At 62.4% G+C, this 20,315-nt stretch carries 17 protein-coding genes and 2 pseudogenes; 14 read left to right on the top strand and 5 right to left on the bottom strand.

The annotated features are described in order from the left end of the window. Position 1 precedes the first annotated feature (1 nt). From HDG33_RS34720 to glnA, 10 genes are all read left to right on the top strand, one after another. On the top strand, positions 2 to 1,162 hold the full coding sequence (locus HDG33_RS34720) for an ABC transporter ATP-binding protein (RefSeq protein WP_184040299.1): 1,161 nt from the start codon (positions 2 to 4) through the stop codon (positions 1,160 to 1,162). Positions 1,163 to 1,207: 45 nt separating this feature from the next. Next, positions 1,208 to 2,260, top strand: coding sequence for a substrate-binding domain-containing protein (locus HDG33_RS34715; protein WP_184040296.1), 1,053 nt, complete (start codon positions 1,208 to 1,210; stop codon positions 2,258 to 2,260). A 651-nt stretch (positions 2,261 to 2,911) separates the two neighbouring features. After that, complete coding sequence (locus HDG33_RS34710; RefSeq protein ID WP_184040356.1) at positions 2,912 to 4,624, top strand: SulP family inorganic anion transporter; 1,713 nt, start codon at positions 2,912 to 2,914, stop codon at positions 4,622 to 4,624. Positions 4,625 to 4,776: 152 nt separating this feature from the next. Continuing rightward, on the top strand, positions 4,777 to 5,469 hold the full coding sequence (locus HDG33_RS34705) for a phosphatase PAP2 family protein (protein WP_184040293.1): 693 nt from the start codon (positions 4,777 to 4,779) through the stop codon (positions 5,467 to 5,469). A 180-nt stretch (positions 5,470 to 5,649) separates the two neighbouring features. After that, positions 5,650 to 7,266, top strand: a complete 1,617-nt coding sequence (locus HDG33_RS34700; RefSeq protein ID WP_184040290.1) for a methyl-accepting chemotaxis protein — start codon at positions 5,650 to 5,652, stop codon at positions 7,264 to 7,266. A 121-nt stretch (positions 7,267 to 7,387) separates the two neighbouring features. Next, the gene (locus tag HDG33_RS34695; protein ID WP_184040287.1) at positions 7,388 to 7,552 is read left to right on the top strand and encodes an FmdB family zinc ribbon protein; all 165 of its coding nucleotides are present in this window, start codon (positions 7,388 to 7,390) and stop codon (positions 7,550 to 7,552) included. A gap of 379 nt (positions 7,553 to 7,931) precedes the next feature. Then, positions 7,932 to 9,023 (top strand): hypothetical protein, encoded by a 1,092-nt coding sequence (locus HDG33_RS34690; RefSeq protein ID WP_184040284.1) that lies wholly within the window; start codon positions 7,932 to 7,934, stop codon positions 9,021 to 9,023. 222 nt (positions 9,024 to 9,245) lie between these two features. Further along, the gene (locus HDG33_RS34685; protein WP_184040281.1) at positions 9,246 to 10,412 is read left to right on the top strand and encodes a radical SAM protein; all 1,167 of its coding nucleotides are present in this window, start codon (positions 9,246 to 9,248) and stop codon (positions 10,410 to 10,412) included. 363 nt (positions 10,413 to 10,775) lie between these two features. Beyond that, on the top strand, positions 10,776 to 10,979 hold the full coding sequence (locus HDG33_RS34680; protein ID WP_090806402.1) for a hypothetical protein: 204 nt from the start codon (positions 10,776 to 10,778) through the stop codon (positions 10,977 to 10,979). Positions 10,980 to 11,073: 94 nt separating this feature from the next. Beyond that, entirely contained in the window at positions 11,074 to 12,579 is a 1,506-nt protein-coding gene (glnA, locus tag HDG33_RS34675; protein ID WP_184040278.1) for a type I glutamate--ammonia ligase, read from the top strand. 63 nt (positions 12,580 to 12,642) lie between these two features. Here glnA and HDG33_RS34670 read toward each other — a convergent pair whose 3' ends face one another. Beyond that, a complete protein-coding gene (locus HDG33_RS34670) occupies positions 12,643 to 14,085 on the bottom strand; it encodes an anion permease (protein WP_184040275.1) in 1,443 nt (480 codons plus the stop codon). Positions 14,086 to 14,188: 103 nt separating this feature from the next. On the opposite strand from HDG33_RS34670, the gene HDG33_RS34665 reads away from it, so the two are divergent. Genes HDG33_RS34665 through HDG33_RS34655 form a run of 3 tightly spaced genes read left to right on the top strand, consistent with a single transcriptional unit; the run spans position 14,189 to position 17,757 of the window. Next, positions 14,189 to 14,827: a 4Fe-4S dicluster domain-containing protein gene (locus HDG33_RS34665; RefSeq protein WP_184040272.1), complete on the top strand. Its 639-nt coding sequence runs from the start codon at positions 14,189 to 14,191 to the stop codon at positions 14,825 to 14,827. 15 nt (positions 14,828 to 14,842) lie between these two features. After that, positions 14,843 to 16,492, top strand: coding sequence for an FAD-binding protein (locus HDG33_RS34660; protein ID WP_184040269.1), 1,650 nt, complete (start codon positions 14,843 to 14,845; stop codon positions 16,490 to 16,492). 20 nt (positions 16,493 to 16,512) lie between these two features. Beyond that, on the top strand, positions 16,513 to 17,757 hold the full coding sequence (locus HDG33_RS34655; RefSeq protein WP_184040267.1) for an NADH-quinone oxidoreductase subunit F: 1,245 nt from the start codon (positions 16,513 to 16,515) through the stop codon (positions 17,755 to 17,757). Positions 17,758 to 17,898: 141 nt separating this feature from the next. Here HDG33_RS34655 and HDG33_RS34650 read toward each other — a convergent pair whose 3' ends face one another. The 3 genes and pseudogenes from HDG33_RS34650 to HDG33_RS34640 form a co-directional block, all read right to left on the bottom strand. Continuing rightward, positions 17,899 to 18,249, bottom strand: a complete 351-nt coding sequence (locus tag HDG33_RS34650) for a hypothetical protein (RefSeq protein ID WP_184040264.1) — start codon at positions 18,247 to 18,249, stop codon at positions 17,899 to 17,901. Positions 18,250 to 18,348: 99 nt separating this feature from the next. Then, positions 18,349 to 18,507: pseudogene (locus HDG33_RS34645) on the bottom strand (LysE family translocator); the annotation flags it as partial. A gap of 17 nt (positions 18,508 to 18,524) precedes the next feature. Continuing rightward, positions 18,525 to 19,400 carry a LysR substrate-binding domain-containing protein gene (locus HDG33_RS34640; protein ID WP_184040261.1) on the bottom strand — a complete coding sequence of 292 codons (876 nt, stop codon included), beginning with the start codon at positions 19,398 to 19,400 and terminating at the stop codon, positions 18,525 to 18,527. 151 nt (positions 19,401 to 19,551) lie between these two features. Here HDG33_RS34640 and HDG33_RS34635 point away from each other — a divergent pair, with 151 nt between their 5' ends. Then, positions 19,552 to 19,986 (top strand): VOC family protein, encoded by a 435-nt coding sequence (locus HDG33_RS34635; protein WP_008918388.1) that lies wholly within the window; start codon positions 19,552 to 19,554, stop codon positions 19,984 to 19,986. 244 nt (positions 19,987 to 20,230) lie between these two features. Here HDG33_RS34635 and HDG33_RS37860 read toward each other — a convergent pair. After that, positions 20,231 to 20,315 (bottom strand): annotated as a pseudogene (locus tag HDG33_RS37860) (IS5/IS1182 family transposase); the annotation flags it as partial.

Below are 20,315 nucleotides of genomic sequence, written 5' to 3'. Positions count from 1 at the left end.
CATGGCAAACATGGCTAATACGATCGATGCGGCCGGCGTGCCGGGTGCAAGCGCTGACGTTGACTCCGACGCCGCGGCGCTCACGCATCCCGCCAATGTGGCGGTCCGCAATCTGACGATTCGCCTCGGTTCGAACACGGTGATCGAGAACCTCGATCTCGACGTGCTCGCCGGCGAGTTCGTCGTGCTGCTGGGACCGTCGGGTTGCGGCAAGTCCACGCTGTTGCACAGCATCGCGGGATTGATCGACGTCAGCGACGGCAGCATCGAGATCGCCGGCGAGGACATGACGTGGGCCGATCCGAAGGATCGCCGCATCGCGCTGGTGTTCCAGTCGTACGCGCTGTATCCGACCATGAGCGTCGAGCGCAACCTGTCGTTCGCGCTGCGCATCAACGGCACGCCGAAGGCGGAAATCGCGCGGCGTGTCGCCCGCGCGTCGGAGATGCTGCAACTGGGGCCGCTGCTCAAGCGCAAGCCGTCGCAGTTGTCGGGCGGACAGCGGCAGCGCGTCGCGATCGGCCGCGCGATCGTGCGAGAGGCCGACGTGTTCCTGTTCGACGAACCGCTGTCGAACCTCGACGCGAAGCTGCGCACCGAACTGCGCCGCGAACTGAAGCAGCTGCATCACAGCCTGGGCGCGACAATGATCTACGTGACGCACGACCAGGTCGAGGCGATGACGCTCGCGACGCGCATGGCCGTGATGCGCGGCGGCGTGATCCAGCAGTTCGGCACGCCGGCCGAGGTCTATGCGCGGCCGAACAATCTGTTCGTGGCGACCTTCCTCGGCTCGCCGGCGATGAATCTGCTGAAGGGCACGCTCGAGACGCGCGACGGCGCGCTTCACTTTTGCACTGGGCAGGTGCGGATCGACGTGTCGGCGTACGCGTTCAAGGGGGCGCCCTCGCAGGGCGTGCGCTGCGTGCTCGGCGTGCGCGCCGAAGACGTGCATATCACGGAAGGCGCCAGCGAGCGCGCGAAAGTTTCGCTGATGGAGCCGATGGGCAACCACCGCGTGATCTGGCTCGACTATCATGGCGAACAGATCGCGTCGATCGATCAGACCAAAGCGCCGATTGCGGAGGATGACACCGTGGCGTTTTCGTTCGACGCCGCGCACGTCTCGCTATTCGACGAAGCAAGCGGCGCGCGCTTATAACGCCGCGGCGCGTCTCGCGCGAAGCGGCCCGTCGAGACAGGCTTGATGGAGAACCGCGTGGCAACACTCAAGGACGTCGCGGAACTGGCCGGCGTGGGCATGTCGACCGCCTCACGAGCCATTTCCGGCAAGGGACCGATTTCCGCCGATGCCGCGGCGCGCGTGAAGGCGGCGATTGAGGCGCTGAATTTCCGCCCGTCGTCGATCGGCCGGGCGATGGCGACGCAGCAGCTCGGCATCATCGGCATCTTCGTGCCGACCTTCTTTGGTTCCTACTACGGCACCATTCTGAAGCAGACCGACACCGAGCTGCGCGCGGTGGGGCGCCATGTCGTGGTCGCGACCGGTTGCGGCGAGGTGTCGCCGCGCGAGCAGGCGATCGAGGCGGTGCGCTTTCTGATCGGCCGCGATTGCGATGGCGTGGTCGTGATCAGCCACGATCTGCACGACGAAGACCTGATCATGCTGCACGGCATGCATCCGAAGATGGTGTTCCTGAATCGCGCGTTCGAGCAGTTGCCCGAGGCGTCGTTCAGCGCGGATCATCGGCGCGGCGGCGAACTCGCGGCGCGCACGCTGCTCGATCACGGGCATCGCGACATCGCGGTGATTTCCGGGCCCGCTACCGCGTCGGACAACGTGATGCGGATCGACGGCTTTTTCGCCGAGCTCGCGCGAGCCGGCATTGCGCGCGACGACGTCACGCTGATCGAATCCGACTTTTCGCCCGAAGGCGGCTACGCGGCCGCGCAGAAGCTGCTCGAGACGCAGCGGCGCGTGACCGGCCTGTTCTGCGCGAACGACACGATGGCGGTCAGCGTGCTCGCGCGCTTTCACCAGGCGGGCATTTCGGTGCCGCACGACATCTCCGTGATCAGCTACGACGACGACTACTCGGCCGCCTACGCGGCGCCCGGGCTCACGTCGGTGCATATTCCAACCGGGGAACTTACGCAAAACGCGGTGCGCTGGCTCATCAACCAGTGTTACGGCACCGCCTGGGAGATCTTGCGCGAGTTTCCGCTCAGCGTGACGATGCGCGAATCGGTCGGACCAGCGCCGATGCCGAAGAAAAATACGCGCGGCGCAAAGCGGTAGAAGGGTTTGCCTAATCGTGGCGGTGTGATGCCTGGCGCGCGGACGCGCGCCGTGGCGGCTGTCGTATGCAGGCGGTGTGCAGACCTGCGAACGAAGTAGGGGCGCGGCTGCCAACAATGCGCGGCGGGGTTTTCCTTGAAGTCCAACGGATATTTCCGCGCGGTTTTTCACGCGCGGCAGGTGCGCTTACTCGCGTTTTCACTTACGCATCGGAGGATCTTTTTAAGCCTCCCGTAATCCTGCGCAATAGTGCTTTGCGGTTTTCCCTCATTAAACTTACTTCAAATTTCTTTACACTTCCTGGTAACAAGTTGTTACGGGGTGAGTGTGATGCTGGTCATTTTTCTGATCGCCTGTCCGATCTGCATTGCTGCGCTGTTCGGTTTCGCGCGCCATGTGGACCCGCAGACAGGGCAATTCAAACGGTAGATCTTCTTCGCGCGTTTTTTCCGCGGCTGCGCCGTGGAGATTTTCGCTTTGCGATTAACGTCCGTTAGTTTGTTGTGCGCTTGAAAGGGGCAATCGTTTGCGTTCTTTCGGTTTGCTTTCTCGTTTTCGTCAATAGCCCGTTCTCCCTTTCATAAGTCTTGCCTTGGCGCGCCAGTTCGCGGCACGATGCGCGATTACTTTCGTTTTAGGTCAGCATCGCGTATGCAAGATTCTCTGCAAAAAATGGCGGCGCGTGCCAGCGTGCTGAAGGGCGTTCTTCCTTTGAGCCGGATTGCGGCGGCGCGCGATGCGCTGGCCGGTGTGCAGCTTGCGTCGATGGATATTCCGCAGGTCCTCGGCTATGCGCGCATTGCCGGCATGCCGGCCGTCACCGGGCTCTACACGGTGTTCCTGCCGCTCGTCGCGTTCGCGTTCTTCGGTGCCTCGCGGCATCTGGTCGTCGCCGCCGATTCGGCCACCGCGACGATCTTCGCGAGTCGTCTTTCGACGATGGCGCCCGCGTCGAGCGCCGGGTATGCGGCGCTCGCGGCGATGGTCGCGTTGCTGACGGCCGCGTTGCTGTTTGTCGCGCGCATCTTCAAGCTCGGCTTTCTCGCCGATTTCCTGTCGCGAACGGTGCTGGTCGGCTTTCTTGCGGGCGTCGGCGTGCAAGTCGGCATCGCGATGCTCGGCGACATGCTCGGCGTGCCCGGACATGCGGCGAGCAGCGTGAAACAACTGCTGCTCGTCGTGAGCGACGCCGCGCAGATCAATCGGCCGACACTGGCGATCTCGCTGCTCGTGGTGACCGCGATTCTCGTCTGCAAACGTTTCCGGCCGCGCCTGCCGGTGCCGTTGGTCGCGGTCGTCGCGGGCATTGCCGCGAGCGATGTGTTCGGATTCGCCGCGCACGGCATCTCCATCCTCGGACCGGTGGATGGCGGATTGCCGCCGCTGCGGATTCCGTCGGTGACGTGGCAGCAGATGCTCGATCTCGTGCCGGTCGCGGCGTCGTGCTTCGTGATGATCGTCGCGCAAAGCGCCGCGGCGAGCCGGGTGTTCGCCGACCGCTATCACGAGCCGGTCGATACCAACGCAGACCTGCTCGGCATCGCGGCCGCCAACGCCGCGGCGGCGTTTTCCGGCGCGTTCGTCGTCAACGGCAGCCTGACGCAGACCGCGATGGCCGATCGCGCCGGCACGCGCAGCCAGTTCGCGCAGCTCGTGTTCGCGGCGGTCGTGGTGGTCGTGCTGCTGTTTTTCAGCCGCTATCTGCAGTATCTGCCGCACTGCATTCTCGCGAGCATCGTGTTTACGATCGCGGTCGGCCTGATCAATCTGCAGTCGCTCTTTTCGATTCGCCGCGAAAGTCCCGGCGAATTCGCGCTGGCTTTGTTCACGGCGGCGGCGGTCGTGCTGATCGGCGTCGAGCACGGCATTCTGGTCGCCGTCGCGTTGTCGTTGCTGCGTCACGTGCGACACAGCTACCGCCCCCACACGATGATGCTCGCGCCCAACGGCGACGGCATGTGGGTGCCGGTGCCGGCGGTGCCCGGCGTGGAGACCGCGCCGGGGTTGATCGTGTATCGTTTCGGCGCCGATCTGTTCTACGCGAACGATCATTTTTTCGTCGACGATACGCGCCGCCTGATCGATCACGCACCGAACGCCGTGCGCTGGTTCGTCGTCGATGCGAGCGCGATTACGGATGTCGATTATTCGGCGGCGCGCTCGGTGGGCGAGTTGTGCTCGGCGCTCAAGCGCAATGGGATCGAGGTGGTCTTTGCGCGGGTGAATCGCTATTTGCGCTCGGATATGGATCGGCATGGAATCACGCCGATCGTCGAGGAGCGCTGTATTTTCGGCACGCTGCATGAGGCGCTGAGCATGGCGGGAGTGGAGAATCCGCATGAGCGGGTTAAGGGGGCGCCATAACGGGCCCTGGCTTCGCACTGAGGCGGCGCATGCCGCGAACACCGCCTCGGACGGGCAAATTGCTAGCAAACGTTATCTGCGCCTCATTTGTTGTCGCTTGCCTCAATTATTCTGACCTTCCGCTTCGACTAGCAGATATCGATTACAGGAACATGAACAGCTTCGATTCGACCATCGAAACATATCTGTCCAGCATACACTTCGGTCATTTCGCGACCCAATCGATACAAGCCATCGCCGACCTCTACACCTTTAAAGGCCTGGTACTGATTGCCGTGCTTTGGTGGATCTGGTTTCAGCAAGACGGGCGCCCCGAATGGCGGCGCGAAATAGTTCTCGCGACGCTTCTCAGCGGTGTCGTGGCGCTCTTCGTCGGAAGGCTGCTGGCTCACTGGTTGCCATTTAGAGTGCGTCCCATCTATAGCGCCGAACTTCATCTGCAGTTCGCGAGCGGCGCGGCCCAGACTGCGCAGTTGTCAGACTGGAGTTCGTTCCCAAGCGATCACGCCATGCTATGGATGGCCATCGCCACCGGCATCTTCCTCGTGTGGCGGGGCATCGGCGTGCTGGCGCTTCTCTATACCGCGCTCTTCATTTGCCTTCCGCGGGCCTATCTCGGCTTTCACTATCCGACCGATTTGTTGGTAGGGGGCGCCGTGGGCATCGTGATTACCTTGGTCCTGACTCGAGATGCGATCCGCGCGCGCTACGCGACCCCGGCGCTGCGATGGATCGAACGCCATCCGGGACCTTCTGCAATGCTGGCCTTCATTTTGTGTGTCGAACTCGTCACGCAGTTCGAAGAACTGCGTACTCTGGCGTGCGGAGTGTTCAAACATCTATGACCCGCGCGGAGCGCCACGGCGCATGCCGATATTCTTGAGGTTCGCCCTGGCGCCGCCTTTCAGTGAGCTGAGATTAGCAAGCACACTCTATTGCCATCTCATGCAATATTCTGTCTAATGAATTCAGAATAAAACGTCCGATTTATTCGGCTCGCTGACTTAGTCGACGGGGTTCACTTCATGTACTCTCTGCTGCCGCTCAAGGCCCAGGTGCGCCGTTACGCGCGAACGCTCGCCGGGTATTTTCCAGCTCCATTTTCACGCGACGAATCAAGCAGTGTCGACATCCTCGGTGTCATGACCCCCAGGCTGCTGAACGGGAACACCCTGCTGAACCTCAACTACGGCGAAGTGGACCACTTCACCGGCAAAACCCGCGCGACGGGCACGTTATTCGTCGCAATTGGCGACGACTTCGTGCGCGTCGCCACTTCGGTCAAAAGGCAAACCGGCGAGCGGGCCGTGGGCACGGTACTCGACCGCTCGCATCCCGGTTATCGGATGCTGCGCGGCGGGCAACCCTACACCGGTTACGCGACGCTATTCGGCAAGCAATATATGACACGGTACGAGCCGATCCGGGACAGTTCTGGCGAGGTAATCGGCGCGCTGTATGTCGGCCTCGACGTCAGCGAGGTGTGGAACCTGTCGATCGGAGCCAGACTCGCGCTGCTTACCCTGGCCGCCAATACCGTACTTCTGCTGGGCTATGGTCGCCTGCTGGAGGCCGTGATCCCCCCCGACCGAGCGAGCCCGGGAGCGGCGTTGCCCGCTTTCCTGCAAACCGGGGTGATCGGCTTCGGGCTACTCGGCGCGCTGCTGGTCAGCGCGCTGGTCTTCGTGACGACCCGGCGCGGTCTCGGCATGCAACTGCTCGAAGCGAAGGCCGCCGCCGAAAAACTCGCGGCCGGCGATTTGACCGCGCAAGTCCATGTCAGCCGACGCGACGAACTGGGCCAGTTGATGCAGGCAATGAACGGCATCAGTGTCGGTTTGGCCTCGGTAGTCGGCAACGTCCGACGTGCCTCCGATATGATCGCGCTGGGCGCGCGCGAAATTGCGGCCGGCAACGCGGAGCTTTCGTCCCGCACCGAGGCGCAGGCTGGCTCGCTCGAGGAAACCGCATCGACGATGGAACAATTGACGGCGATGGTCCGCGCCAATGCCGAACGCGCTTCGCACGCCAACCAACACATCGCCTCGGCCTCCGATCTCGCGGTCAAAGGCGGCACCGTGGTGGGGCATGTGGTGACCACCATGTCGTTGATCCGCGGCAGTTCACACAAGATCGTCGACATCATTAGCATGATCGACTCAATTGCCTTTCAGACCAATATCCTGGCTTTGAACGCGGCCGTCGAGGCAGCACGCGCCGGCGACCAGGGACGCGGCTTTGCGGTCGTCGCCGCCGAGGTGCGCAGCCTGGCCCAACGCAGCGCCATGGCCGCCAAGGAAATCAAGGCGCTGATCACCGACTCGGTCGGCAACGTCAATGCAGGCGGCGAACTGGTCGACCAGGCTGGCCGGGACATGACCGAAATCGTCACGGCTGTCGATAGTGTGGTCACCTTGATGGGTGAGATTACCCACGCGAGCAACGAGCAAAGTACCGGCATCGGCGAAGTCAACCGCGCGATCGGGCAGATGGACGAGATGACCCAGCAGAACGTTGCCCTGGTGGAGCAGGTGGCAGCCGCGGCAGCCAGCATGCAAGAACAGGCGTCCACATTGGAAGATGCCGTGCAGGTATTTCGGCTGGTAGGCGACGGGCAAACTGACATTCGCCCCATACGATGAGCGCTGCGCGCGAGGTGCACGCAGGCGTTTCTCGCACTTTCCTGCACTAGAATGGGTTATTGCCGGCGTCGTAGACGTATCTGGTCAGCCCGACGTGCGGGATTCTCTTTGGAGGAATGCCATGCCGACTTACCGGTACAGGTGTGAGAAGTGCGGTGAGATGTTCGAACATGCCGAGCATCTTGCTGAACATGAAAACGCTCATCCGGCTTGCCCAAAGTGCGGAAGCGAGAAGGTTCTGCACATACCCACGCCATTTGTGCCGAAAACCTCCAGAAAGAGCTGAAACCTGTCTGATCGGGCGACGGCAAAATCCGGGCCATTTGCAGCCGTTGCCCATGCTTTCGCGCGGACATTCGTGCGTCGGTTCTGTCCTGCCGGCGGATCTTCGTTCGCCGATCCTCCCGTCGCCTTGTGGGATGGCGTGAGCCGGTTGCCGACTGTGCGGCGCAGTCGAGTCCCGTAACAACATTTCTGTAGGCAATCCATCCGGACAAATGGCATAAGCCATAGACGCTAATCGCGGTATTTCGGCTTAACGCGCGGAATTTAAAAGGCATAGCTCGAGGAAGTCGAGTTGAAGAACGCGCCAATTCCGCCAACTTGCGCGACAGCTTGATTGCGGTATACCAATTTTCGATTCAAACCCACTTTGTGAGGTCGAGATGAAGATCGGATTCGGTAGAGCATTCAAATCGCTAGACGTTGATCACCTGCTGTATGCGGACATTTGGAACCTGTTAGCAAGCAGCAAACCAACCGCAAGCAAACCACACGGCGAGGGCACGTTCGCCGTTCCCTACCAACCCCTTGGAATTGGAGACTGGTATTGGTTAAGCCAACAGCCGGTGGGGAAAGAAACCGTTTTTATCAAGGTGGCAGACCGGCTAATTGCGAAGTGGGGCGGAGCGGCAAAAGGTTTGAAGAGCTACACGTCGGACGTGACTGAGGTTCCGCCCGAACTCCTCGAAGGCGAAGTCGCCTTGGCGACTTCGCACGTGGTAACCGCAGGCGAGTCGGCTGATAAGGCGCGCGGATTCGACCCGAAGGCGCAGACGGTCTACACCCGCAAGGCACGGCGGGTCGCGAAGGTTTATTCGACAGCGGCCACCAAAGCGCGGCAACTCCTGTGGGGGCAAACCAGCGGCGACGACGACGCGGTCGAATTGGCCAATACGATCGCGGGACTGCTGATCAGCGAGGGAGGCGCCGACCGGGATAAGTCGGGAGGAGGCGTTTTTATGGCGACCTTCATGCTGCTCGACTTGATTGAGAAGCAAATATGCTATGGGCTAAACGGCCAGTACTATACCTGGGCGTCGATGTTGATGCATGCCGGCGCGTCAGACGCGCAACCCGCGCCGGACGACATTCCAGGACGGAGCGCGAAATCAGGCCTCACGCGTAAGATGGCAAAGCATCCGATGGCCGGTTTCGGAACGGTCAATATGGGGAAGTCGATAGCCCAGAATAACGCCAATGAAGCGCGGAATCGCGTCATTTCGATTGCGACTGCGTGGTTGGCTAATTACCTGGCCGAACACGACACAGAAAGCGACTATAAGTACGTGTTTATCAGGAGCCTGAAACGGGATGTCACACCAAAAACGCCGACTCGCTTGAAATCCTATGCACATCTGCGAGACGTGAGCCGACTTGCGCTCCAGACTCGGGCCGTTTCAACCTCGTGCCTGCTTACGGGCAGCAAGACGAAGGAGATTGGGTATCTCGATGGGAGCGTGCAAATCTGGAAATAGACAGTGCGCGCTGCCAGTTTGACGGCGCGGTACGCATGATAGGCAACGTCATTTGCGCGTGGTTGCCGTTATGCGGTCGTTTAATCTCAACGGTGCGTAGTTTCCATCCGCTGACCGTCACGGGTTGGGGTGTAGGCTGGCGTAAGAATGGATCACGCGCAGCGCGTTGAGCGTATTCTATGAAGCTTCTTGCCGAATTCGTCGGCAGGCCGTGAGGGTCCCATGGATACGACAGAGCGGATCATCAAGTGGCGCGATCAGCGGCATGCAGACGGTGTCGGCAGCGAACCTCGCAATCCGCTGCCCGCGGTGTGCGACGTATCGGTGACGAACGTTTGCAACGCCGCATGCGACTTCTGCGGTTTTTCTCGCGAGAAAAATCTGGCGGGGCCACGTCGCTATCTCGACCCTGATGAGTTCGCGCGCGCACTGCCGATCCTGCGCAGGCGCCGGATTCGTTACATGACGCTGCAGGGAGGTGAGCCGCTGGTTCATCCCGAGATCGCATCGCTCGTGGCTTCGGCCACCAAGGCCGGCATGCAGTGCGGCGTGATCACGAACGGCTGGTTTCTTCCCCGCTACATCAAGCCACTGGCGGCGGCCGGCCTCAGGCGTCTGCTGATTTCCATCGATAGCGCGGACATGCGCGAGCATGAGCGCAATCGCGGTCTGCGCGGTCTCGAGGCCCGCATCCGCGAGGGCATCACTCAGGCCCATAGCTTCGGCATCGAGGTCTGCGCATCGATTACGGTGAGCCGACTGGTCCGTTACGAGTTGCTTCCCGAGACGCTCAACCGCCTCGGCTTCGATGCCGTCGTTTTTTCCTATCCACGGCGCGAGGCGTTTGGATCTACATCGCTTGTTTACGACGAAGAATCGAAACTCGTCGACCTGAACGCCGACGAACTACTCGAAGCGTTGAGCGCAATCGCGCGCCTCAAGAAGCATTTCCGTGTCATGGACCCGAGCGCTGCGCTGGCCGAGGTCGCGCGTTTCGTGCGCGGAGAACAGCAACTGGTTCCATGCATCGGTGGCAGCAAGTACTTTTATATCGACTGGAACCTCGATGTTTGGCGTTGCGAGGCGTGGCCTGAGCCGATGGGCTCCGTCTTCGACCTCGACCGCCTGCCCGATCAACGGCAACCCTGCAATGAGTGCATGATGGGATGCTACCGGCATGCCAGCATTCTGATGCACGGTGCCGTCGCCGTGACCGACTCGGTGTACGCGCTGGGCAAGGGGCAGCTTCGGGCTGCTGTCGGCTTGTTGTTCCAGCGCAGCGTTGCGTATTCGCTGTGGGCGCTTTCAGTCGAAGAATTACCTCGGGCGGCGCTCATCTCGTTCGCAAGACGGACTGGCGGGCGCCGTTCCACGCCGCAAACTGAATGAGCTCGATTTCCGCGACTGAGGTCCCTAGGGTCTGTTTACATATGGAACGCACGTGCGTTCCATATGTAAACAGACCCTAGGTGGAGACGGCTCGCCCAGTCGAACGCCCGTCCGCGTTACTCGACCGGCGCAACCGCGCCTCCCGACAAGGTCTCGATGAGGGCTTTAGATGATTGCGGGCAAGCCGCTTTCACCGCCGAACCCATCGGCTGTGCTCGGCATCGGAAGCGAGAAAACTGTCATTGGACCGATTCCATTGCCTAAGATCAAGCTACGCGCTCCGTGAGGAAAGCACCGCGGCCCGCGAACGGCTTTATTGTCGCGCTCCCCTTTTCCGCGCGACTTTTCCACAAGGAGGTCACGATGAAATCAGAGGACAAGGGCGACGTGCGCGCTTTCGTGCAAACGGCCGAGCAGAGTGGCGAGCATGTCTGGGTAATCACGCTGGTCGACTTCGCGGCCCGTGAGGTCAAACGCTCGCTCGTTTCGGACGAGACGTATGCGACCTCCGCCGCTGCCAGAGATGCCGGCGAGGCTCATTTGAAGGCACTGGAGCAAGACCGCTAGGTCCACGGCACTGCCGACTTGCTTTCGCGCGTGGACGTACTAACGTTGGACTACAAGTACATGGGCGGTAATGGGGCGGAAGAGGGCAAAGTTCATGGCCAGTACGCAAGCAACCACCGGATCGCCGTTTGCGGCGTCCGTCGAAGCGGGCAGCTATCGCGTCACGCGACCACAAAGCGCAAGCGATGTGATCGGCCTGCTGCAAGCGCGCGATATTCAGATCGTCGATCTGAAATTCACCGACTTGCCCGGACTCTGGCAGCATTTTTCGATCACGCTTCCCGAGGTTCACGACGACCTGTTCAGCGCCGGCATCGGTTTCGATGGTTCATCGATCCGCGGCTTTCAGGAGATCCACGAGTCCGACATGCTGCTGCGGCCTGACCCGGCAACGGCCTTTGTCGACCCGGCTTGCGGCACGCCGACGCTGTCGATCATTTGCGACGTCGTCGATCCCGTGCTGCGGCAGCCGTATTCGCGCGATCCGCGCTACGTGGCGAAAAAGGCGGAGAACTATCTGCGCCAGACGGGCATCGCGACGACGTGTTATTTCGGGCCGGAGCTCGAATTCTTCATCTTCGACTCCATCCGCTTCGGCCAGGATCAGCACTGCGGCTACTACTACGTCGAGTCGGGCGAGGGCGACTGGACCACCGGTCGCGACGAAGGCGCATACGGCGGTGGCAACCTCGGCTACAAGCAGCGCTACAAGGAGGGCTATTTCCCGGTGCCGCCTCATGACACGCTGCAGGAGATCCGCTCGGAAATCGCGCTGACGCTCCAGCAGGCGGGCGTACAGATCGAAGTGCATCACCACGAAGTTGCGACCGCGGGACAAAACGAGATCGACATGCGCTTTGCGACGCTGACCCGCATGGCCGACAACGTAATGATCTACAAGTACATCTGCAAGAACGTCGCGCGTCGGCACGGCAAGGTCGCAACCTTCATGCCGAAGCCGCTGTTCGCCGACAATGCGAGCGGCATGCATTGTCACCAGAGCCTGTGGAAAGACGAACAGAACCTCTTTTACGACGCGGGCGGCTGGGCGCTGACTTCGGACCTGTGCCGCTGGTACATCGGCGGATTGCTCCAGCACGCACCCGCACTGATGGCCTTCTGCGCGCCGACGACGAATTCATACAAGCGCCTGGTACCCGGATATGAGGCGCCAGTCAATCTGGCGATGTCGCAGCGCAACCGGTCGGCCGCGGCGCGCATTCCGATGTATTCGGATTCGGCGAACGCGCGGCGCGTCGAATTTCGCTGTCCGGACCCGTCGGCCAATGCATATCTTGCTTTCGCCGCGATGCTGATGGCCGGCCTCGACGGCATTGAAAACAAGACCGATCCCGGCGAGCCGCTCGACCGCAATATCTACGATCTGCCGCCCGAAGAAGCGCGCAATATACGGCAGGTGCCGGGCTCCCTCGACGCGGCGCTGGCGGCGCTCGAAACCGATAACACGTTCCTGCGCAAAGGCGATGTCTTTACAGACGACGTGATCCAGACCTGGATCGACTACAAGCGCAGCCGCGAGATCGACACCATCAAATTGCGTCCGCATCCATGGGAGTTTTATCTGTACTTCGATATCTAGAAGAACGAGGGAAATCGTCGCGATCTTTCGAAGCAGGAGGCCGCGCAAGCGCGGCCTCAAAGCTCAAAGCAGGATCGGCGCGCAAATCAGAAGAAACACAGCGATATAAATGACGCCGAAAATCAGCCCGAGTCTCCAGAAATCCCCCGCGGGCAGATACCCGCTGCCGAAGTACACAGGGCTCGGCCCCGCTCCATACGGTGTCAGGATCCCCATGATCCCCAACGTCAGCGAGAGCATCAGCGCGAACGCCTCCATCGGCATGCCGGGAATCGTCGAGCCCACCGCAAGCATGACCGGCAGCATCGCCGTCGCATGGGCGGTGATGCTCGCGAACATGTAATGCGTGAAGAAAAAGATCAGCACGAGGACGATCGCGGCCGTCGTCGGCGCAAAGCCGGCCATGTGGGTCGATATCGTCGCGGCGAACCATTTGACGAAGCCGGTCCTGCTGAGCCCATCGGCGAGGGCGACGAGCGTCGCGAACCACACGAGGGTATTCCAGGCCTGCTTGTTGGCGAGCATGTCGTCCCAGCTCACCACCCGGGTGATCAGCATCAGCGCGATCACCATCAGCGCCGCGGTCGTGGGATTGACGTAGTCGTCCGCAAAGACCCACAGCGCGAGAGCGATCAGCACCAGCACGGCGAGCATGATTTCCCGCCTCGTGAGCGGCCCCATCTCCTTGAGCTGCTGGGCAGCCCAGGCTGGCACCTCGGCGCTATGCTTCACTTGCGGCGGATAAAGCACGTAGGTCAGCAGCGGTATGGCCAGCAGCAGCAAGATGCCCGCGGGCGCGAAGGCCAGAAACCACTGCGTCCATTCGAGGTCGACGTCGACCGTTTTCTTGACGAGTTCCGCGGCGAGCAGATTGGGTGCGAGCGCGGTGAGGAACATCGAGCTCGTCACGCAGGTCGTGGCGATCGCGGTCCACATGATGTACGACCCGATGCGCCGCGCCGACGGATCGTTCGGCTTCGAGTCGTAAAGCGGCGGCAAACTGCGAATCACCGGAAAGATCGTCCCGCCGCTGCGGGCCGTATTGGAAGGGGTAAATGGCGCGATCACGGCGTCCGCCGCCATCACCGCATAACCGAGCGTGAGGGTCCGGCGACCCAGCGCCCGCACGAGCATCAATGCAATGCGCCGGCCGAGCCCGGTTTTCTCGTATCCGAGGGCGAACATGAAGGCACCGAAGATCAGCCACACCGTGCCATTCGAGAAACCTGAAAGCGCCCAGCTGAGCCCCGCGTTCGCGACGTTGAAACCGGGCTTGGCGAGTTGTGCGGGACTGAAGAACACCCATTCGCTGAATACAGCGACGAGCGTCACCGCGATGAGACCGATCGCGGCGCCCGGAATGGGCTCCAGCATCAGCCCGACGATCACGCCCGCGAAAATCGCGAAGTAATACCACGCGTGCTGCGCGAGACCGGGAGGGGCGGGAATCAGTGCGATCACGATCGCCACGATCAGCGGAGCGACGGCCTTCCAGAAAGTTTTCATGCCATGCCCCTTTCTCATAACCGTCCTTGTGCTAAGGTTTATATGACCTTTTCGGCGCGTTCGCCAGTGAAGTGTTCACGGCGTGCAAGGAGAGTGCGAGGCCATGGTTCGCGTGAGTATCGAAGGGCGCGAGATTCAGGCGCCGGGCAATTGCTCGATTCTGCAGGCCATGGGGCACGCGGGGCAGACCCTCGTCGAGGGTGTCGGCTGCATGTCCCAGGGCGTGTGCGGGTCGTGCCGCGTGATGGTGCGACGCAACGGCGAGCAGGAAGTCCACACCGCGCTCGCCTGCGAGACCCTCGTCGAAGAGGGTATGCAGGTCGCCTTCCTCGATTACTTCACGGAATCGGAACGTCACCTGTATCGAATGGAAGATATCGGTGACAGCTGGCAGGCGCTCAGCAAGATCGCCGAGATCTTCCCCGAAGCATCGCATTGCCGTCATTGCGACGGTTGCGATCGCGCCTGTCCGAAGGGGCTCGACGTGCAGCGCGGCGTGAACCTGGCGGTGGAGGGCAATCTGGCCGCATCGAGCCAGGTGTTCGACGAATGCGTGATGTGCAACCTGTGCACGCTCGCATGCCCCGAGCATATCCGGCCCAACCATCTGGGTGTGTTCGTGCGCCGGATGATCGCGTCGCTTTCGCTGCGTCCGGCCAATCTGATGCGACGGCTGCAGCAGATCGAGAGCGGCGAGCTGAAGATCGACTTCGCTGCGCCGGGCGCGCAGCCGCCGCGCTGACCGGGGCGAATCATCATGTCCGCCGGCATACCCTACGAAAACGCGCGCCAGCGCTACCGCCCCGGGATGGCGGCCACGGTCCGCGGCGATGACGTTCCGGTCGATGAATTGCTGAAGGCTTATCACCCCGATCATGGGCCGCATGCGCGCGTCACGCTGAGCGTCGGGGTCAATCGCGGCGAGCCGTGTCAGCCCGATCTCGCGCGGCACCTGCAGGCCAACGCGCTGATCGATGATGTCGATATCGCCGGCGCGCAGCTGATGACTACCGATGTGCTGGTGATCGGCGGCGGCGGTGGTGGCTGCGCCGCGGCGCTCACGGCGGCGCAGCAGGGCGCGCGCGTGATTCTCGCCACCAAGCTGCGCCTCGGCGACAGCAATACCGTGATGGCCGAAGGCGGAATCCAGGCGGCCATCGGCGAGGATGACAGCCCGCAACTGCACTTCGAGGACACGCTTCGCGCCGGACACTTCTGCGGCGAACCCGAACTCGTGGCCCAGATGGTGATGGACGGCCCCGACGTGATTCGCTGGCTGATCCAGCTCGGCATGATGTTCGATCTGGAAGAGGACCAGCCGCTCGGCGGCAATCTGATGCGCAAGAAGCCCGGAGGCGCATCGGCGGCGCGCATTCTGTCGTATCGCGACTATACCGGCCTCGAAATGATGCGCGTGCTGCGCGAGGCGGTGGACCTCGACCCGGGCATCGAATTGTGGAACCGTTGCCCTGTGGTCGAACTGCTGTCCGACGAGCGCGGCGGCTGCGCCGGAGCGGTGATCTACAACCTCGAATGGCGTACCTTCGTGCTGGTGCGCGCGCGCGCCGTGATCCTCGCCACCGGCGGCGCGGGGCGACTGCACCTGAATTCGTTTCCGACCTCCAACCACTACGGCGCCACCGCCGACGGTCTGGTGCTCGCCTATCGGATCGGCGCGCGCCTGCGCGAGCTCGACTCGTTCCAGTACCATCCCACCGGCATCGCCTACCCGCACCATCTGGCGGGCGGTCTGATTTCCGAGGCGGCGCGATCCGCGGGGGCGAGACTTCTGAACGGCGAAGGGGAACGCTTCGTGGACGAACTCAAGCCGCGCGACGTCGTCGCATCGGCGATCCTGCGCGAGTGCGCTCAGGGCCGCGGGATCGAGCGCGACGGCCAGGTCGGCGTGTTCCTCGATACGCCGACACTCGAAATCGAGCATCCTGGCATTCTGGCCAAACGCCTCGTCACGCTTCGCCATCTCGCGCACAAATGCGGTATCGACGCGGCGCAGGAGCCGTTCCTCGTTTATCCCACGCTCCACTACCAGAACGGCGGCGTCGCCATCGACAAAGACGGCGCCACCAACGTCCCCGGCCTTTTCTGTGTCGGCGAGGTGACGGGCGGCATCCACGGCCGCAACCGCTTGATGGGTAACGCGCTGCTCGACATTCTGAGCATGGGGCGCCGTGCCGGCGCGAAGGCCGCGCAATCCAGCGAGTGGGTGATGGCAAACCGCGCCGGAATCGGTCACGTGCACGCGTGGCAGAGAGAGCTGACGCTGGCGGGACTGCCGCTTCACGTGAAGGCGCCGCAGCTCTTTCCCGCCTATGCCCATTTCGATCTGCGAGTCGATGCGGGATTGCGCGCGAGCGCACGCGGTCGCGTGATCGGCGGCATCCGGTGAGGCGAACCACGGAGCACGCGATGCAAATGCTGAATCAGTGCTTGATGAGGGACGATTTCCGCGTCGGTGCCGACCTCGATGCGTGGTTCGCGCGCGGCGGCGGCGAGGGACTCGCCAAAGCGCTCGAAGACCCGGGGGCGATCGTCGCCGAGATCGCCCAGGCCGACCTGCGTGGAATGGGAGGCGCTGGCTTCCCCGCGCATCGAAAGTGGGCGCCGGTCGCGGCCGCCCCTGACGGCGACAAGTACGTCGTTTGCAATGGCAACGAAGACGAGCCGGGCACCTTCAAGGATCGCTTTCTGCTCGAACACACACCGCATCAGGTGATCGAGGGCGCGCTGATCGCCGCGGTGGCGACGCGGGCCAACCATGTCGTCTTGTACGTGAATCCACATCAGACGGGGTCTCTCGCCGCGACTCGCGAGGCGGTCAAGCAGTGGTCGGGGCACGCGCAATTCGCCGCTATCGAGCGTTGGATCGGTGCGCCGGTGTCGCTTGGCGTCGTGCCTGGCTCGGGGCTCTACATCGGCGGAGAGGAGACGGCGGTAATCGCCAGCGTCGAAGGTGGCTTTCCGTTTCCGCGGCGCAAACCGCCTTTCCCGGCCGAGCAGGGCGTGCACGGCGCACCGACCATCGTCAACAACGTCGAGACGCTGGCGCACGTACCCGGGATTCTGCGCCACGGCGCGCAGTGGTACCGCGACCTCGGGGTGGGGAGCGCCGCCGGAACCAAGCTCTATTCGCTTTCCGGCGACGTGCTGCGCCCCGGCCTGTACGAACTGCCGATGGGCACGAGCCTGGAGACGCTGGTGTTCCAGCACGGCGGCGGCATGCTGCAGGGCAAGGAGTTCAAGGCGGTCTTCACGGGCGGCCCATCCAACACGCTGCTGACGAAGCGCGATCTCGACGTTGCACTGGACTTCGACTCGGTGCGTCAACGCCGTTCGCGTCTGGGGACGGGCGCGATGATCGTGGTGTCGGAAGGCACGAGCATCGTGCGCAAAGTCGCGGACTACGTGAACTTCTTCGCTCAGGGTTCGTGCGGCCAGTGCCCGCCATGCAAGGGCGGAACGTTTCAGATGATGCGGCTTCTCAACCGGCTCGACACGGGCCGCGGTGTGCGTGCCGATCTGGATGCACTGGAGAACCTGTGCCGCCTTCTTCCCGGCAGCGGGCGTTGCGGTTTGATCGACGGCGCGGTGACGGTGGTGGAGAGTTCCATCGACCAGTTCCGCGCGGAATATGAAGCGCTATTGATGGCGTAGACCGGATGAGGATCGCCGCTCGTGGCGACATTGACGACATTTCGCCCGACATCGGAATTCTGAGCGACAGCGAAGTGCGGACGTTGCTACGTCGCAAGCTCGGTCATGGCGTGAGAGCGATTGACGGCGAGTGCCTCGCGACTAATCGTCCGCGAAAAAACGGCCGATGAAAAAACAGCCGGCCGCCAGTGCAGCGCCCAGCGCCGCGACCGTATAAGCGAGCCTGGCACCGTGCCACAAGCTATCGAACCATTGATGCAACTGCGCCATCAGCACTGCCGCGTTGCCGCCGATTTGCTGTAGCTCGATCTGATAGCGCGGATCGATCATGCCGTACATCGCGACCGCGCTATCGGGCGGCGGCACGCTCACGTAGATGAGCACCGCGGCGATCAGGCTAACGACCAGGATCGCCGCGCCGGTGAGATAGAGCCGCTTTTGCAGCGGCGAGCGTTGGTTGGAAGAAGGTGCGTCGTGGTCGTTGCCGTTCATCGTCGCGTGGGTGGGTGCGCTAGCAGCCGTCGTTGATGGAGCCGAACCGCCAGTATCGCAGAGCACGGCCTCGGGCGACCCAGACGCGCCCGACCCACCTCAACTCTTCGACGTCAACAATTTGACCCCCGCAATGCCGAACATCACCGCGAGCGAGCCATCGAGCCAGCGCCGGATCGCCGTATAGACGCGGCGTGCGGACGCCGTCGAAAACAGCACCGCGTAGCTGCTGAATACCGCCGCGCCGATCACCATGCATGCGGCGTGCAAAGCGCTCAACCGTGCGCCGCGCTCGCAATACACTCCGCCAACGCATCGGCGACCACCGGCCGGCTATGCCGCGGCCGCAGCACGAGCCCGATCTCGCGCTCGAAGCTCGCATCGCCGAGTTCGAGTGCGACGACGCTCGCTGGCCATTTGCCGAGCCCGGCCGTATTCGGAATCAGCGCGACACCCATGCCGCGCGCGACCAGTTGCACGATCGCCTGCAATTCGTCGAGCACGACCGCATCGCGCACGCCAAGGCGCGCGCGCCGCAGAAAACGGTCGACGAGCCGTCCGCCGAACGACGCGCGGTCGTAGCGGATGAACGGCTCGCTGCGCAGCAGTTCGCGCCACGAGCGGCCGCCGCGCGCAAGCTGTTTCGGCGCGAGCAGCACGAACGGTTCGGCGACGAGCGTGCGCCATTCGAGTTCCGACGGCAGCGCGAACGGCGGTTTGATGATGACGGCCAGATCGAGCTCGCCCGAGTCGACCTGGCCGAGCAGCCCCAGCGACACGCCCGGCACCACGCGAATCCGCCAGCCGGGACGGTCGTCGCGAAAGCGCGCGAGCGCGTCGGCGAGCAGCGACACCTGCGCGGACGCGATCGCGCCGATCCGCAGCATGCCGCTTTCGGCGGCGCCGCCGCTGCGCTCGGAGAGCCGCGCATAGAGCGTCATCATTTCCTCTGCGAGCGCGAGCGTTTCGCGGCCCGCCTCGTTGAGCGTCGCAGAGCGGCCGGTGCGGTCGAACAGCTGAAAGCCGAGTTCCTGTTCGAGCCGCTGCATCTGCGCGCTGACGGCCGATTGCGTGAGCCCGATGCGCGCGCCCGCGCCGGAGAACGTACCGTACTGGCTGACGGCAATGAAGGTTTTCAACTCGCTGAGCATGATCGATCAATCGATTTTGGTGATGGTCAGGTCAAATATATATCGTTTCTCAACATTTTTATTCATGATTAAACTTTGCTTCGACTGAACCGGTTGCCAGTCGTGCCAGTCGTAACTCACCCTCACACCCACCCCAGCGAGTCTTCCTATCATGAGCGTTGCCGAAACCGCTTTGCCGCCGTTCCACCTGGCGTTTCCTGTTCATAGCCTCGCCGCCGCGCGCGAGTTCTACGGCGAATTGCTCGGCTGCCCGGAAGGGCGCAGTTCGGACGCATGGGTCGATTTCAATTTCTACGGTCATCAGATCGTCGCGCATCTGGCGCCGGACGAAGTCGGTCACCGTCATACCAGCGCAGTGGATGGCGACGCGGTGCCGGTGCGCCACTTCGGCGCGGTGCTGTCGATGGAGCAATGGCAGGCCGCTGCGGACAAACTGCAGAAGGCCGGCATCGAATTCATCATCGAGCCGCATGTGCGCTTCAAGGGCGAGGTCGGCGAGCAGGCGACGATGTTCTTCCTCGATCCGTCGGGTAATGCGCTCGAGTTCAAGGCGTTCGCCGATATGTCGTCGCTGTTCGCCAAATAAGCGTCGCGGGCGTTGACGCCACGATACGGACAACTGTAAATGAAGGCCGGTCGACCATTCAGGTCGACCGGCCTATTTTCGTTGAAGGGGATGGCCACTCGGAGCAAAATCGCCCCGTCTTGCGAATCAATCTGAAAGCATGTTTCATACTATTTCGGCCAAAAAACGTGCCGCGTATCAGCAAACGTTTCATTAACTGCGCGTAAATTTATTCAACAAACGTTTGCTTTGCGGCTAGAGCGTGTTAGGCACTTTTCATAATCGGTGCAGCATGAACGAGCATAAGCATGGCGAAGACGACGAAGTGCAGGCCTGCCAGGGTTTCGGGC

This window comes from Paraburkholderia sp. Cpub6 (genome assembly GCF_014201065.1).
GTDB lineage: Bacteria > Pseudomonadota > Gammaproteobacteria > Burkholderiales > Burkholderiaceae > Paraburkholderia > Paraburkholderia tuberum.
Note: the sequence above shows the minus strand (reverse complement) of the source record. Positions and strands in the feature narration are given on the sequence as shown.